The organism is Amycolatopsis umgeniensis (assembly GCF_014205155.1).
In the GTDB taxonomy this organism is placed as follows: domain Bacteria; phylum Actinomycetota; class Actinomycetes; order Mycobacteriales; family Pseudonocardiaceae; genus Amycolatopsis; species Amycolatopsis umgeniensis.
Window position 1 is genome coordinate 2395590 of record NZ_JACHMX010000001.1, and the last position, 13528, is coordinate 2409117.

16 protein-coding genes and 1 pseudogene are annotated in these 13528 nt (G+C 69.5%); 8 read left to right on the forward strand and 9 right to left on the reverse strand.

The annotated features are described in order from the left end of the window. The first annotated feature begins 54 nt into the window (after positions 1–54). The 4 genes and pseudogenes from HDA45_RS10670 (at position 55) to HDA45_RS43025 (ending at position 1420) form a co-directional block, all read left to right on the forward strand. Positions 55–486, forward strand: a complete 432-nt coding sequence (locus HDA45_RS10670) for a pyridoxamine 5'-phosphate oxidase family protein (RefSeq protein ID WP_184894225.1) — start codon at positions 55–57, stop codon at positions 484–486. A gap of 82 nt (positions 487–568) precedes the next feature. Further along, positions 569–694, forward strand: a complete 126-nt coding sequence (locus tag HDA45_RS42780; protein ID WP_281400714.1) for a hypothetical protein — start codon at positions 569–571, stop codon at positions 692–694. Between the two features lie 256 nt (positions 695–950). Further along, positions 951–1103 (forward strand): annotated as a pseudogene (locus tag HDA45_RS43020) (maleate cis-trans isomerase family protein); the annotation flags it as partial. A gap of 83 nt (positions 1104–1186) precedes the next feature. Next, positions 1187–1420, forward strand: coding sequence for an aspartate racemase/maleate isomerase family protein (locus tag HDA45_RS43025; protein WP_343072045.1), 234 nt, complete (start codon positions 1187–1189; stop codon positions 1418–1420). Here the strand turns inward: HDA45_RS43025 and HDA45_RS10680 are convergent. Further along, positions 1417–2259, reverse strand: coding sequence for a SigB/SigF/SigG family RNA polymerase sigma factor (locus HDA45_RS10680; protein WP_184894227.1), 843 nt, complete (start codon positions 2257–2259; stop codon positions 1417–1419). The two genes, HDA45_RS43025 and HDA45_RS10680, sit on opposite strands and share 4 nt — an antisense overlap. A 133-nt stretch (positions 2260–2392) precedes the next feature. Between HDA45_RS10680 and HDA45_RS10685 the strand changes: the two genes are divergently transcribed. Next, positions 2393–2614: a DUF6480 family protein gene (locus tag HDA45_RS10685; protein ID WP_184894229.1), complete on the forward strand. Its 222-nt coding sequence runs from the start codon at positions 2393–2395 to the stop codon at positions 2612–2614. Between the two features lie 12 nt (positions 2615–2626). On the opposite strand, the gene HDA45_RS10690 is transcribed toward HDA45_RS10685, so the two are convergent. Beyond that, on the reverse strand, positions 2627–2968 hold the full coding sequence (locus tag HDA45_RS10690) for an STAS domain-containing protein (RefSeq protein WP_184894231.1): 342 nt from the start codon (positions 2966–2968) through the stop codon (positions 2627–2629). A 97-nt stretch (positions 2969–3065) separates the two neighbouring features. Between HDA45_RS10690 and HDA45_RS10695 the strand changes: the two genes are divergently transcribed. Beyond that, on the forward strand, positions 3066–3443 hold the full coding sequence (locus HDA45_RS10695; RefSeq protein WP_184894233.1) for a VOC family protein: 378 nt from the start codon (positions 3066–3068) through the stop codon (positions 3441–3443). Between the two features lie 64 nt (positions 3444–3507). Beyond that, positions 3508–4290 carry a GAF and ANTAR domain-containing protein gene (locus HDA45_RS10700; RefSeq protein ID WP_184894235.1) on the forward strand — a complete coding sequence of 261 codons (783 nt, stop codon included), beginning with the start codon at positions 3508–3510 and terminating at the stop codon, positions 4288–4290. A 53-nt stretch (positions 4291–4343) separates the two neighbouring features. Here the strand turns inward: HDA45_RS10700 and katG are convergent, their stop codons facing one another. Together katG and HDA45_RS10710 are read right to left on the reverse strand one after the other, a co-directional pair. Beyond that, positions 4344–6578: a catalase/peroxidase HPI gene (gene katG / locus HDA45_RS10705; protein WP_184894237.1), complete on the reverse strand. Its 2235-nt coding sequence runs from the start codon at positions 6576–6578 to the stop codon at positions 4344–4346. A gap of 23 nt (positions 6579–6601) precedes the next feature. Further along, positions 6602–7027, reverse strand: a complete 426-nt coding sequence (locus tag HDA45_RS10710; protein ID WP_184894239.1) for a Fur family transcriptional regulator — start codon at positions 7025–7027, stop codon at positions 6602–6604. A gap of 183 nt (positions 7028–7210) precedes the next feature. Here HDA45_RS10710 and HDA45_RS10715 point away from each other — a divergent pair, with 183 nt between their 5' ends. Next, entirely contained in the window at positions 7211–8173 is a 963-nt protein-coding gene (locus tag HDA45_RS10715) for an NsdA family TPR-like regulatory protein (RefSeq protein ID WP_184894241.1), read from the forward strand. On the opposite strand, the gene HDA45_RS10720 is transcribed toward HDA45_RS10715, so the two are convergent. The 5 genes from HDA45_RS10720 to HDA45_RS10740 are packed head-to-tail and all read right to left on the reverse strand — an operon-like array spanning position 8149 to position 13526. Then, a complete protein-coding gene (locus HDA45_RS10720) occupies positions 8149–9540 on the reverse strand; it encodes an MATE family efflux transporter (protein ID WP_184894243.1) in 1392 nt (463 codons plus the stop codon). The genes HDA45_RS10715 and HDA45_RS10720 overlap by 25 nt on opposite strands. Next, positions 9537–10589, reverse strand: a complete 1053-nt coding sequence (locus HDA45_RS10725; RefSeq protein WP_184894245.1) for a PLP-dependent cysteine synthase family protein — start codon at positions 10587–10589, stop codon at positions 9537–9539. The genes HDA45_RS10720 and HDA45_RS10725 overlap by 4 nt, the downstream gene beginning before the upstream one ends. Continuing rightward, a complete protein-coding gene (locus HDA45_RS10730; protein ID WP_184894246.1) occupies positions 10586–11932 on the reverse strand; it encodes a type III PLP-dependent enzyme domain-containing protein in 1347 nt (448 codons plus the stop codon). Before HDA45_RS10730 ends, HDA45_RS10725 begins: the two co-directional genes overlap by 4 nt. Beyond that, a complete protein-coding gene (locus HDA45_RS10735) occupies positions 11923–12900 on the reverse strand; it encodes an ornithine cyclodeaminase (RefSeq protein WP_184894248.1) in 978 nt (325 codons plus the stop codon). Before HDA45_RS10735 ends, HDA45_RS10730 begins: the two co-directional genes overlap by 10 nt. After that, positions 12897–13526, reverse strand: a complete 630-nt coding sequence (locus HDA45_RS10740; RefSeq protein ID WP_184894257.1) for an ABC transporter ATP-binding protein — start codon at positions 13524–13526, stop codon at positions 12897–12899. Before HDA45_RS10740 ends, HDA45_RS10735 begins: the two co-directional genes overlap by 4 nt. Positions 13527–13528 lie beyond the last annotated feature (2 nt).

Sequence of the window (13528 nt, forward strand, 5' to 3'; positions counted from 1 at the left end):
CCGATAGGATTGTCGGATTTGGCCGACCGGAGCCACCGGGTTCTAGTTGTCACCATGTCCACGACCGACGTCTCCGCCCTCGCGCGGACCACCTTGGCCACCCACCAGTCGCTCTACCTCGCCACCGCCGGCGAATCCGGCCCCTGGGTGAACGGTGTGTTCTTCGCCGAAGCCGATCTGTTCACCCTCGTCCTCGTACTGGAGCAACGAGGCCGCACCCTCGCCTCGCTCCGGCTCAACCCGGTGGCCTCGGTCATCGTCTCCACCGGCTCGCCCGCCGACCCGTTCCTCCAGGCGATGGTCCGGGCCGAGATCCTGGACGGCGACCGGGCCCAGACCGCCCGCGACCTGCTCGTGGCGAAGGTGCCCTACGTCGCGCCGTTCCTGGACACGCCCATCGAGACCGTCCAGCTGACCGTGGAGTCCTGGCGCGTCACCGACATCCCCAACGGACTGCTGCCGGGCAAGGACCTCGCGGCCGTCTGAGCCCTGTGGCGCGGGTCACGGAATGAGCGGCGATCTTCAGCGCTACAGAGAGGTAAGACCCGTCCTCACCCAAGGGAGTGCCATGTCCGCCACCGCCACGCCGGAAGAAACCGCTCTGGCCGTCCCCGCGCTCGACGACTTCGATTTCCCGCTCACCGACGGTGCCGCCTGCCGCATCGAGGACCCGGACTGCGAAGCCTGCCAGTAAGTACGGCCATCCAGGGTGACGATGAAGGAATTGGGACGTCCAGCGTCCCAATTCCTTCATCGTCGGGCCGTCCTCGATACCGCCGCTTGGCACCCATCGGTGTGATCGCGGCCGCGTCGACGACCTCGACGCAGCCGAGAAGCACGCAGCCGTCCGCGAACTCGGAGCGCCGAGCCGGCTCTCCGCCGCGGCACGGTTCGGTACGAAGCCGGACGTCGTCAGCTGGGCCTGCTCCAGTTGCAGTTTCACACGCGGCATCGACGGCGCACACGAACAGTCTCGCGTCCTCGGCGAAAGGCTCGGCGTTCCCGCGAGCAGTACCTCCTTGGCGTTCCTGACCGCGCTCGCTCACCTGGACGTCGAGCGGGTGGCACTCGCCTCGGTCTATCACCGCGACACGACCGCGAGCTTCGCCGATTTTCTCGCGGAGGCGCGCGTCACCACCGTTCGTTCGGTCTCCGCCGACGCGCCCTCGGATCGGGCCCTCGCCGAGTGGGACAGCCGCCGCATCGCCGGACTCACGGCCGCGGCGACCACGTCGGAGCCGAAGCGATACTCGTCCCGGAAACCGCGCTGCACACGACGCCGCTACTCGAAGACCTCGAAAACGATCTCGGTAAACCCGTGCTCACGGCCACGGCGGTCACCCTCTGGGACGCCCTGCGCAAATTGGGTGCGCCACCCGTCCGGTCAGGGCTCGGCAGCCTGTTCGCCGCGACGCGCTAAGCGTCGATCCTGCCTCGCAGATCGTGCAGGATCTTCGTGAGCAGGCGCGAAACGTGCATCTGGGAGATGCCGATGCGTTCGGCGATCTGCGACTGGGTCAGGCCGTCGAAGAACCGCATCGTGACGATCGCGCGTTCCCGTTCCGGCAGTCGCTTCAGCAACGGGACCACCGTATGGCGGTCGTCGATGAGCTCGAAGCGGGAATCCAGTTCCCCCATCACCTCGGCCAGCGGCGCCGAGCCCTCGCCGTCGCCGACGGGCCGGTCCAGGGACGAAGTCTGGTAGCTGTTCGCGGCGAGCAGGCCCTCTCGCACCGTGTCGACGTCTTCGTCCAGATGGCCGGCGAGTTCGCTCGGCGTCGGCGCGCGGCCGAGGGTTTGCGTCAATTCGGTGGTTCCCCGCGAAAGCCGGGTGCGCAGCTCCTGCATCCCTCGCGGGACGTGCACCGCCCAGCCGGTGTCGCGGAAGAAACGACGGACCTCGCCCATGACCGTCGGCACCGCGTAGGGCAGGAAGTCCCCGCCCAGCGCGGCGTCGAACCGGTCCACGGCCTTCATCAGCCCGATCCGGGCCACCTGGACCAGATCTTCCCGCGGCTGGCCGCGGCCGCTGAACCGGAGGGCGATGTGTTCGGCGATCGGCAGGAATTCGAGGATCAGCCGCTCGCGCAGCCTCGCCCGCTCCGGGTGGCCATCGGGCAGAGCGGCCATCTGGTCGAAAAGAGGGCGGCAATGCGAGTAGTCGTCACTCCGTCGCGTCTTGCGGTCGGAGCGGGCCGGGAGCACTTCACCCCGCGAGGCGGACTGCTCGAGCTCTTCCATGAGGGACGACGCGTTCATCGACGGCTCATCTGTCCCTTCCGGACTCACGTGCGGCCTACTTCGTCATGGCGTAAATACCCGAGGGGCCGGAGCGGCAAACATCGACGCGACCGGACTGCCGGGTGGTGGCCGGTGTGTCAGCGTTGAAGGCATGACAGCACCAGGACCCGAACCCGAAGACGTCCCCGGTCTGGAACCAGGTGGTTCCGTGACACCCGGTGACGTCCCGCCCGACGCGGGGCAGACCTCCGGCCTGTCCCATCCGCAGCCGATCCCTTCACGCGGTCCGGCGATCGTCACGTTCGTCGTGATCGGCGTCCTGGTACTGGGCGTGGCCGGATTCTTCGTGTTGCGCGCGCTCGACCTGCTCTGAGCCGCCGAGGACCTACTCGGCGATCTTCAACGTCGTCAGCAGCCCGGTGAGCTCGATGGCCCTGCGCAAGACCTTGGACGGCGCGAAACTCAGGTCGATCCCCGACTCCTCGCAGAACCGGTTCAGCTGGACCAACACGGACAAACCCGAAGAATCGCAGAAGCCGACGCCGGTCATGTCCACCATCACGACGCGGGGAGCGCCCTCCAGCAACGCGCGGGTCTCCTCCAGGAGCCTGGGACTGGTCGAAATGTCGACATCGCCCGCCACCTCGACGGTGATGGCGCCGTCCGAGCGCGCCGCCTCGACCACGGTGAGAGGAGCGGACTGCCCGGTTTCGGTGTTGAACGCCATCCTTCGACGGTAGAAGCACACAGCTCGGGCCGCAACCGTCAAGTCTTTCGTCCTCTTAGGACAGTCTTAGGCTCACCGGGTGGGATACCCTCGCCGGATGGCCTGCCGTATCACCGAACTCATCCTCGACTGCGCCGACCCGGTCCGCATGGCGGCGTTCTGGTGCGAAGTGCTCGGGTACGTCGAGATCGGCGTGGAGGACGGGGACATCGAAATCGGCCCACCCGGAACCGGATTCGGCGGCCCGCAGCCCACGCTGATCCTGAGCCGCAGCGAAGACCCCAGGCCCGGCAAGCTTCCCCTGCATCTCGACGTGAATCCCACCGACCGCGATCAGGACGCGGAGCTGGAGCGTTTGCTCGCCGCCGGCGCGCGGCCCGCCGACGTCGGCCAGACCGGGCAAGAGTCGTGGCATGTGCTCGCCGACCCCGAGGGCAACGTGTTCTGCCTCCTTCGCAAGCGGGTCGCCCCCTGAGGTTGGGGATCAACGCCCCGGGGTATCCGAAGGAAGACAACCGAAACCTACTGAATGGTCCTTGATGGCGGACGAACGATTGTGGCAGCGTGACAAGGCCGAATTCGGCTCCGGCACGGACGCTTCGGCGGGACCGCTGTCGGAGCGGTTCGTCGAACTGACTCGCCTGCTGCTGGCCGCCTCGACGCCCGCGCAGGTCCTCGAACAGGTCATCGGCGCGGCGTATCGGGTCGTACCGGGTGCTGATCTGGTGTCGATCACTCTCCGTGCCCCGGACGGCACCTTCCACACCCCCGTTTCGACCGGTGAGGTCGCCCTGGAGCTCGACGAGGTGCAGTACCGCGCCGGAACCGGCCCTTGCGTCGATGCCGCCGCCGACGGAAGCCCCGGTCACGTCCGCAGCGACGACTTGTCGGACGAGGAGAGGTGGCCGGACTTCTCCCAGGCAGCCGTCCGCCACGGCTTCACCGCGATCCTGTCCACAGTGCTGGTGCCCGAGGCGAAGCCGCCGAGGCTGCCAGGGGCCCTCAACATCTACAGCAAGAGTCCCGGCGCCTTCGATGCCGACGCCCAAGACATCGCGCTCCTGCTCGCCACCCATGGCTCACTCGCCCTGGCCGGCACCAGCGCCGTGAGCCGGGCGGAACTGGAGTCGAGCCACCTCCGGCGGGCCGTCGAGTCCCGCGACGTCATCGGGCAGGCGAAGGGGATCCTGATGCAACGACGCGGCCTGAGCGCCGACGAGGCCTTCGACCTGCTTCGCCGCACCTCTCAGGACCTCAACGTCAAGCTCGCCGAGCTCGCCGCCACCCTCGCCACCCGGCACTCGGAGCTCGACAAACCCTGAGGACGAAGGCGGGCCCGGCTGACGGATCAGCCGGGCCCGTTCGTGTGCCGTGCTCAGTCGAGGTCGAACCGGTCGAGCTCCATCACCTTGGCCCAGGCCGCGGCGAAGTCGGCGGCGAACCGCTCGCGGGCGCCCTGGCCCGCGTAGACCTCGGAAAGCGCCCGCAGCTGGGAGTTGGAGCCGAAGACGAGGTCTACCGCGGTGGCGGTCCACTTCACCTTGTCCGAGGCCACGTCGCGGATCTCGTACACGTTCTCCTCGGACTCCGAAACCTTCCACCGGGTGCCCGGCGAGAGCAGGTTGGTGAAGAAGTCGTTGGTGAGCACACCGGGCCGGTCGGTGAGGACGCCGTGCCGCGTGCCGCCCGCGTTGATCCCGAGGGAGCGCAGACCACCGGCGAGGACGGTCATCTCGGGCGCTGTCAGGTCGAGCATGTAGGCGCGCTCGACGAGCAGGACCTCCGGCTGCAGCTTCTCACCGGAACGCAGGTAGTTTCGGAACCCGTCGGCGCGCGGCTCGAGGAGCGCGAAAGACTCGACGTCGGTGTCCTCCTGCGCGGCATCGGTGCGCCCCGGATGGAACGGCACGGTCACCTCGGTGCCCGCGTCGCGCGCCGCCTTCTCGACGGCGGCCGAGCCCGCCAGCACGATCAGGTCGGCCAGCGAGATCTTGGCGCCACCGGCGTCGTTGAACTCGCGCTGGACGCCTTCCAGGGTCTCCAGGACACTCGCGAGCGCCTCGGGCTCGTTGACCTCCCAGTCGCGCTGGGGGCTGAGGCGGATCCGGGCGCCGTTGGCCCCGCCGCGTTTGTCGGTGGACCGGAAGCTCGCCGCGGCCGCCCACGCCGTGCTGACCAGCTGCGCGACGGTGAGACCGGACTCCAGCACCTTCGTCTTGAGCGCGGCGATGTCGGCGTCGCCCACGAGATCGTGGTCGATGTCGGGCACCGGGTCCTGCCACAGCTGCGCTTCGGGGACCCACGGTCCCAGGAAACGGCTGACCGGGCCCATGTCGCGGTGCAGCAGCTTGTACCAGGCCTTCGCGAACGCCAGCGCGAACTCGTCCGGGTGCTCCAGGAAGCGGCGCGAGATCTTCTCGTACGCCGGGTCGACACGCAGCGACAGGTCCGTCGTGAGCATGGTCGGCTTGTGCTTCTTGGCCGGGTCGTGGGCGTCCGGGATGATCGCCTCGGCGTCCTTGGCGACGTACTGCTTGGCGCCGCCGGGGCTCTCGGTGAGCTCCCATTCGTAGCCGAAGAGGATCTCGAAGAAGCGGTTGCTCCACTGCGTCGGCACGTCGGTCCACGTCACTTCGAGACCGCTGGTGATCGCGTCGGCGCCCTTGCCGCTGCCGTGGTCGCTCAGCCAGCCGAGGCCCTGCGCCTCGATCGGGGCGCCTTCGGGCTCCGGGCCCACGTGGTCGTCGGCGATACCCGCGCCGTGGGTCTTGCCGAAGGTGTGGCCGCCGGCGATGAGCGCGACGGTCTCCTCGTCGTTCATCGCCATCCGGGCGAAGGTCTCCCGGATGAAATGGGCCGCCGCGGCCGGATCCGCGTTGCCGCGGGGCCCTTCGGGGTTGACGTAGATGAGGCCCATCTCGGTCGCGCCGACGTCGGGCACCATCTCCGCGTCGCCGGCATAACGCTCGTCACCGAGCCAGGTGTCCTCCGGACCCCAGAAGATCTCCTCGGGCTCCCAGGTGTCCACGCGGCCGAAACCGAAGCCGAACGTCTTGAAGCCCATCGACTCCAGTGCCACGTTGCCCGCGAGGACGATCAAGTCGGCCCACGAGATCCGCTGGCCGTACTTCTCCTTGACCGGCCACAGCAGCCGCCGTGCCTTGTCGAGGTTGGCGTTGTCCGGCCAGCTGTTGAGCGGGGCGAACCGCTGCCCGCCGTCACCGGCCCCGCCGCGGCCGTCGTGGATGCGGTAGGTACCCGCCGCGTGCCAGCTCATCCGGATCATGAGGCCGCCGTAGTGACCGAAGTCGGCGGGCCACCAGTCCTGCGAGGTGGTGAGCACGTCGGCGATGTCACTCTTGAGGGCTTCGACGTCGAGTTTGGTGAACTCGGTGGCGTAGCTGAAGTCCTCGCCGAGCGGATTGGCCTTCGAAGAATGGGCGTGCAGCACCGAGAGGTCGAGCTGGTTGGGCCACCAGTCCTTGTTGGTGCGCGGCCGTCCGCCCGACTTCGGGGTCGGCGAGTCGATCGCCGGGTTCTCGCTCTCACTTCCGTGCGCGGTCACGGAGTCGTGGGCCACCGGGCAGCCCTTCTCCGGGGTGTCACTCATTTCTTTCCTTCCGAGCAGGCGAATCATCGCTGGATGGGTTCGGCCGCGCAGCCGGGGCAGACGCCCCAGAAGACGACCTCCGCCTCGTCGATCACGAACCCGTGGTCGGCGGAGGCGGTGAGACAGGGGGCGTGGCCGACGGTGCAGTCGACGTCCGCGATCGCGCCGCAGGAACGGCAGACGACATGGTGGTGGTTGTCCCCCACCCGGGTTTCGTACCTGGCGAGCGCGCCGGCGGGCTGGATGCGCCGGATCAACCCGGAATCGGTGAGCGCCCGCAGCACGTCGTAGACCGCTTGGTGCGAGACCGTGGGGAGTTCGGCCCGCACCAGCGCTATCACCGTTTCGGTGTCGACGTGCGGATGATCGCGCAGCGCGGCGAGCACGGCCAGCCTCGGCCGGGTGACGCGCAACGAGACCGCCCGCAGCTGTGCCTCGAAATCCGACATCACCAAGGACGATAAGAGCTTGTCTGGAATCGGTCAAATGAAGACGGGAGAATTCGCCCGGTCAGGGTGATCGGGCGAGTGCCGATTCGGGCTTGGCTTGAGTGTCGCCCGCCAGTCGATGGTTTCGCGAGGATCAACTCCGGGTAATCGGTGGTCAGGCCATGACTTGCGTGAGGTGAGTTCATGACAAAGACCGGAAAAGGCAAGCAGCCGGACCGTATCGAAGTCCCCGACGTGGAGCGCCTGGAAACCGCGGTCGATGTGCTGCGCGCGCTGGATTACCGGCAGGGCGGCGCCTTGTGCCGCGACGCGGTGCACGTGGTGAAAACGGTGAGCCTGCTGCTCCATTGGGGCGCAGTCCCCGCCGCTCTTCGTTCACGGCTGCTGACCGTACTCGCCGATCTGCACAATCTGCTGGGCTGGACGGAATTCGACGTCGGCCGCCGGATTCCGGCGCGAATCCGGTTCGAGCGCGCGCTCGGACTCGCCGCCGAGGCGGGAAACGACAATCTCGTGGCGAACATCTGTTATCGCCTCGGCAGGCTGGCCCTGCATCATGACGACATCAAAGGCGGGCTCAGCCACCTCCGCCGGGGACAGGCCGCCGCGCACCGGTCCGGTTCCCGGCGGGCACAAGCGATCCTCACGGTCAACGAGGCGTGGGCGCTGGCCAAGGCCGGTGACGAAGGCGCCGCTCTCGCGAGCCTGGCACGGGCGGAGAACCAGTTCGAGGGCGCGGACGACTGGGCCGCCGCGAGCCCTTGGGAAGCCTTCTTCGGCCTGACCGACATGGCCGCGATGCGCGGCACTGTCCTGACCGAACTGGCCCACGTCGTCACCCCGCGGCACAGCGACGAGGCGATCACCCGGCTTCGCGACGCCACCGCGCGCTACGGCGCGGAAATGTCACGAAGCCTGGCGCTCACGTTGATCATGCTCGCGCAGAATCACGCGCTCCAAGGCGATTTCGACGAAGCGGTCCGCATCGGGACGGAGGCGGTGGACCTCGCACGCGGCCTCGGTTCCGCCCGGACCAAGGACAGGCTCGCCCCGCTGGCGGATCTGCTGCGCGGGCACGCGACCGATTCCGGCTCGCGCGATCTGCTCGACCGGATCGACCGCTACCGCGCGGAACCGATCCCGTAGCCGGTGAATCGCCGTCCGAGCAGGACGGCGGTGGCCGCGAAACCGAGGCACAGACCGGTCCAAACGCCCCAGCCGCCCCAGCCGCCCCAGCCGAACCCGTAGGCGCACAAGACCATGGCGGGCACGCCGACCAGCCAATACCCGATCAGGGTGCAGCGGAGGCCGGAGACGGTGTCGCCGAGTCCGCGCAGCAGGCCGACGAGGATGTTCTGGGTTCCCTTGCTGTACTGCTGCGCGATGGCGAACACCAGCAGGGTCGACGCGGTGCCGAGCACCACCGCGTCGGCCTCGCCGTGCAGAAACGGCCACAGCAGGAACCCGGGCACCGCGAGGTATCCCAGGCTCACCACCGCCATGAAGCTCCACGAAAGGGTGAGCGCCTGACGCGCGATCACCGATGCTTGCCGCGGTTCCCCGTGCGCGACCGCGCGACTGACCAAAATGGACGATCCCTGCGAAAGGCCGATATTGGCCTGGTAGACGATGTAGGCGAGCTGGTTCGCGACGTTCGACGCGGCGAGCATCGCCGGTCCGAAAGCGCCCATCAGCACCGTCGCGATCGACGTGATCGCGGCTTCCGATCCATAGGTGAAGCAGATCGGGGTCCCGTGCCGGACGATATGCCGGACCACCACCGGATCGGCGCGCCAGAGCGCGAGCGACACCATGGGGCGCAGCCGCGGATCCCGGCGGACGGCCGAGGCGAACACGGCGAGGGTGAAGAACTGGACCAGCGTCGTCGCCAGCCCGATCCCGGTGACACCCAGTTCGGGCAGTCCCGCCCAGCCGTAGATGAAGGCCGCGTTGAGGGCGGCGTTGACCGCGATCGAAACGCACGTCACCGCGAGAAGCGAACCGGGACGCCGCAGCCCGACCGCGAACTGGCGCAGCACGTTCAGCCACACCATCGGGAACAGCCCGCCGGCCAGCGCGAACATCATCGCCCTGGCGAGCGAGACGACTTCCGGTTTCTGGCCGAGCAAGGGCAGAGCCGCCGCCAGCCCACAAAGGACGGCGGCGCCGATCGCCGCGGTCAGGGTCGCGACGAGCAGCGCCGACCGCAGGAGCGACCGGATCTCGTCGCGCGCCCGCTCGTCGAGTTCCTCCGTACCGGTGCGGAGCTCCCCTTCCCCGGCCGCCGTCGCCACCAGGTTCCCGACGCCGGTGACCATGCCGACGCACATGGTGCGGATCTGGTTGTAGAGCAGGATCGCGAGCCCGCCCGCCGCCACCGCGGTCACGCCGAGCAGCCCGAGCATGGCCAGGTCGACGCTGGTGAGCGCCACCTGCGCCAGCTGGATCCCCGCGATCGGCGCGGCCAGCGCGACGAGCGCCCGGTGGCCGCGCGCCGCCACCGCCGTGCTCACGCGCTCACCGCCACCGCATGGGCCCGCCGATCGCGGGTGGCCACCCGCACGGACTCGGCGTAGGTGGTGAACCAGCGGTCCATCCGGCGGTGGGCCAGTTCGTCGAGCACTCCCCTGGCGCGCAGCCACTCGTCGTCGTAGACCGAGTCGAGGTACTTCTCCCCCGCGTCGTTGCACAACACCACGACGACGCTTCCGGCCGGATACGCGTAGAGCCGCCGGAGCGCGACGTGGATCGCGCCGCCGGTCGTCCCGCCGACCAGCACTCCGGTGCGCCGCGCGACGACGCGGGCCCCGGCGAAGGCGTCGCTGTCGGAGACGCGGTGCGCCTCGTCGATCACGGACCGGTCCACGTTGTCCCCCACCGGGAACCCGGCCGGACTGCCCGCGCCGGTCTGGTGATAGATCCCCGGCGCGCCGCCGAAGATGATCGAGCCGACGGGCTCCACCGCCACCGCGTGGGTGCCCGCTCCCGCCTCGCGCAGGGCACGGGCGGTTCCGCACAGGGAGCCGCCGGTGCCGATCGCCGCGACGAGCACGTCGATGTCGCCGAGCTGACGCACCAGTTCCCGCGCCAGCCCGGCGTATCCGTTGCCGTTGCCGGGATGGTTGTGCTGATCGGGGTGATAGGCGCCGGTTTCGGCGGCGATCCGGGCCGCGACCTGCCTCCGCCGGACCGAGCTGACCCCGCCGTCCGGCGGGCCGTCGACGAACACCAGTTCCGCGCCGAGCGCGCGCAGCATCCGGAGCTTTTCCCGGGCGGCGTGGTGGTCGACGATGGCGGTGAACCGGTAACCGCGCTCCAGCGCGATCAGCGCGAGCCCGTTCCCGGTGTTGCCGGAAGTGGGCTCGACGATGTGCCCGCCCGGCAACAGGCGGCCGTCGAGTTCCGCCTCGTCGATCATCTGCCGGGCCATGCGCACCTTGCACGAGCCCGTCGGGTTGAGGTGGTCGAGTTTGAGCAGGAGCCGCGTGCCGGTACCGGTGCGCGCGAGCTCGAGCAGCGGCGTGCCGCCGATCAGATCGGACGCGCGCTGGACGATCGTCATCGGATCTCCTGGATCGGGTAGTCGGTGTCGACGTGCCAGTGGTCGCCGTCGAGCACCACCTTCGGCGGCAACGGGAGCTGGTGGAAACCGCTCTCGTTCTTGTCCATCTGGTAACCGGCCGTGTTGGGATACACGAGCAGGTCGCCGGTCTTCGGCCGCGCGGGCAGCTCCACCGCGCGCCAGGTCAGCACGTCGTACTCCATGCAGCTCGAACCCGCGACGATCGTGCGCACCGGCGTGCCGCCCGGCCCGTCCTGGCGTACGAGGACCGGGTCCGGCAGGAACTCGCTGCCCTTCCACTGTTCGGACAGGCTCATGGACAAACCCGCGACCGTGGTGATCAAGTGGTCCTCGGCCGGTTTGCAGCCCAGCACCGGGAACACCGAGAACCCGGCGCCGTCGACGAGCGCCCGGCCCGGTTCGAGCAGCAGCTCGATTCCGGCCGCGCGCAGGCGATCCGCGAGCGGTTTCCCGGCGATCTCGTGCCGCAGGATCGCGGTGACCATCGCCGCACCCGTCGGCGTCTGGTGATACGGGTACGTCTTCGCCGGGTTGCGTCCACTGTGGAACCAGCCGTCGTTCCTGCCGGACTCGAAGCGCTCCCAATCACCTTGGTCCACATAGGACACGGCGATGCCGCCGCCGACGCTGATCTTCGACGCGGGATGCCCCAGCGCGCGGGCGTCGCGGCAGAGATCGATCAGGAACGCGGCGAGTTCCGCCCTCGGCACGGGATCGTAACCGTCCAGGTGGAACGAGAACCCCCGCAAGACGACAGGGCCCGGGCACTCCCGCACGGCCACTGTCAGCGCGTCCGGGGCGAACCCGAACCGGCTGTGCGGCGCGGACGGCGGTCGCACCCGCAGCAGCACCTCCGCCGTCACGCCGAGCTCCGTGGCCAGACGTGCGACGCGTTCCAGTTCGTCGGCCGCGTCCACCGCGATCAGGCAGCCATGCCGCAAGGCGAGCCAGAGGAGGCCGTCGGGTTTGGCGGCTCCGGTCACCCCGATCGCCTCACCTCGCAGGCCGTTGCCCAAGGCGTGCACCAGTTCGGGCACACTCGCGACGTCGACCCCGGCGCCGGGCCTGGCACATTCCCGCAACCACGCCGCCGCCTTGTTCGCCTTCTTCCCGTAGTAGACGGTGCCGGACACCCGCTCGGCCGCGAGCGCCGCGATCATCCCGTCGAGGTTTTCGGCGAACGAAGCCGGATGGACCACGTGGAACGGGCCGCCGCCGATACCGCGGGCGATCTCCCACAGGATCTCCGAATCGCGCAACCGGTGGGCCCAGGCGCGTTCGAGCGCGGGCAGGGGCGGGGACAGGGTGTCGATCAGGTCCACAGCGCCACCTCACGGCCGCGGCCCGCCGCGATGGCGCGGGCGGCCAGCGCGTGCGCCACCGGGATGTCGGTGATGATCATGCCGCTGCTGAAGGCGAACACCCGGTCTTCGTCATCGCGGCGGCCCGGCGCGCGGCCGGCGAGGATCTCGGGCAGTTCGGCGTCGATGCGGAACACGCCGTCCGGGCCCGCCATCCGCCGCCCGGTCACCTCGACCTGCGCGCCGCTGGTGGCGACGGTGTAGTCGGCCTCGGCGAGCGTGCCCTCCTGGACTCCCTTGCTGGCGACGGAGATCAGCAGCCCGCCCGGCGGCAGCCAGCCCAGGCGGATCTTCGGATGCGCGGCCCGGCCCGAAGCGGCGACCACGATGTCGGCCTGGCGTGCCGCGGCCTCCACGTCGTCGACGAGTTCGACCTCGCGGTCCGGGAACCGGTCCTTCACCGCGGCGACACTGTCGCGGAGACCGTCGGGATGCGTGCCGAACAGCTGGAGCCGTTCGAGCCCCGGCAACGCGGTGAGCAGGTACGGCAGGGTCCGGATCCCCTGCGCGCCGGTGCCGACCATGAGCGCGGTGCGCGCCCCCGGCCGGGCACAGGCGCGCGCGATCAGCGCGGTGCTGGCGGGCGTGCGGGTGGCGCCGACGCGGTGGCAGTCCATGAGCGCGAACGGCAGACCGGTGGTGTCGTCGTACAGGGTGATCGTCGTGTAGTACTTCTCGGCCGACGTGCTTCCCTGCCGGTAGCTCGTCTTGAACGCGGCCTGCTCGAGGGAACCGTCGTAGCCGAGCATCGAGTACGCGACGGCGTCCCGCGCGGGATCCGGCATCGGCACCATCAGCTTCGCCGGGTTGCGCGACGATCCGGACGCGTAAGCGAGGTAGCCGTCTTCGACCATCGTGATCGCCTCGTGTGGCGTGAGTTCGAGATTGTGCAGATCCGTGCGGGTGAGGATGTGCAGCGAGGGGTTCATGAACGGGTGGCCTTTCTCGTGGACAGGGCGGTGGACGGCGCGACACGCGTACCCTGGATTTCGAGGACGCGATCGGAGCAAGCACCGACCAGGGGCAGGTCATGGCTGATGAAGAGCACGCCGGCGCCGTCTTCGTCCGCGGCGCGGCGCACGGTCGTGACGACGGCCGCGGTCGTCACCGGGTCGAGCGCGGCGGTCATCTCGTCGCACAGGAGGTACCGAGGTTCGCCTGCCAGCGCGCGGGCGATCGCGGCCCGTTGCAACTGCCCGTCCGACACCTGGCGCGGGTACCGGTCGAGCAGTCCGAGCGGGAGATCCGCCTTGGTGCACAAGCGTTCCCAGTCGACGCCGGATTCCGTCGCGCAGATCTCGATCGACCGGCGCAGGGTCAGGCGGGGATCGACGGACCGGCGCGGGGACTGGAAGAGCATCGCCACCCGCCCGTCGACGCGCACCTCGCCTTCCAGTGGCTTGTCCAGTCCGGCGAGCACGCGGGCCAGCGACGTCTTGCCGCCGCCCGACGGCCCGACGAGGCCGACGATCTCGCCAGGGCCGACGTCCAGGTCGACACCGGAGAGCAGCGGGGTGCGGCCGTGGCCGACCGCGACGGAACGGGCCGAAAGCATCA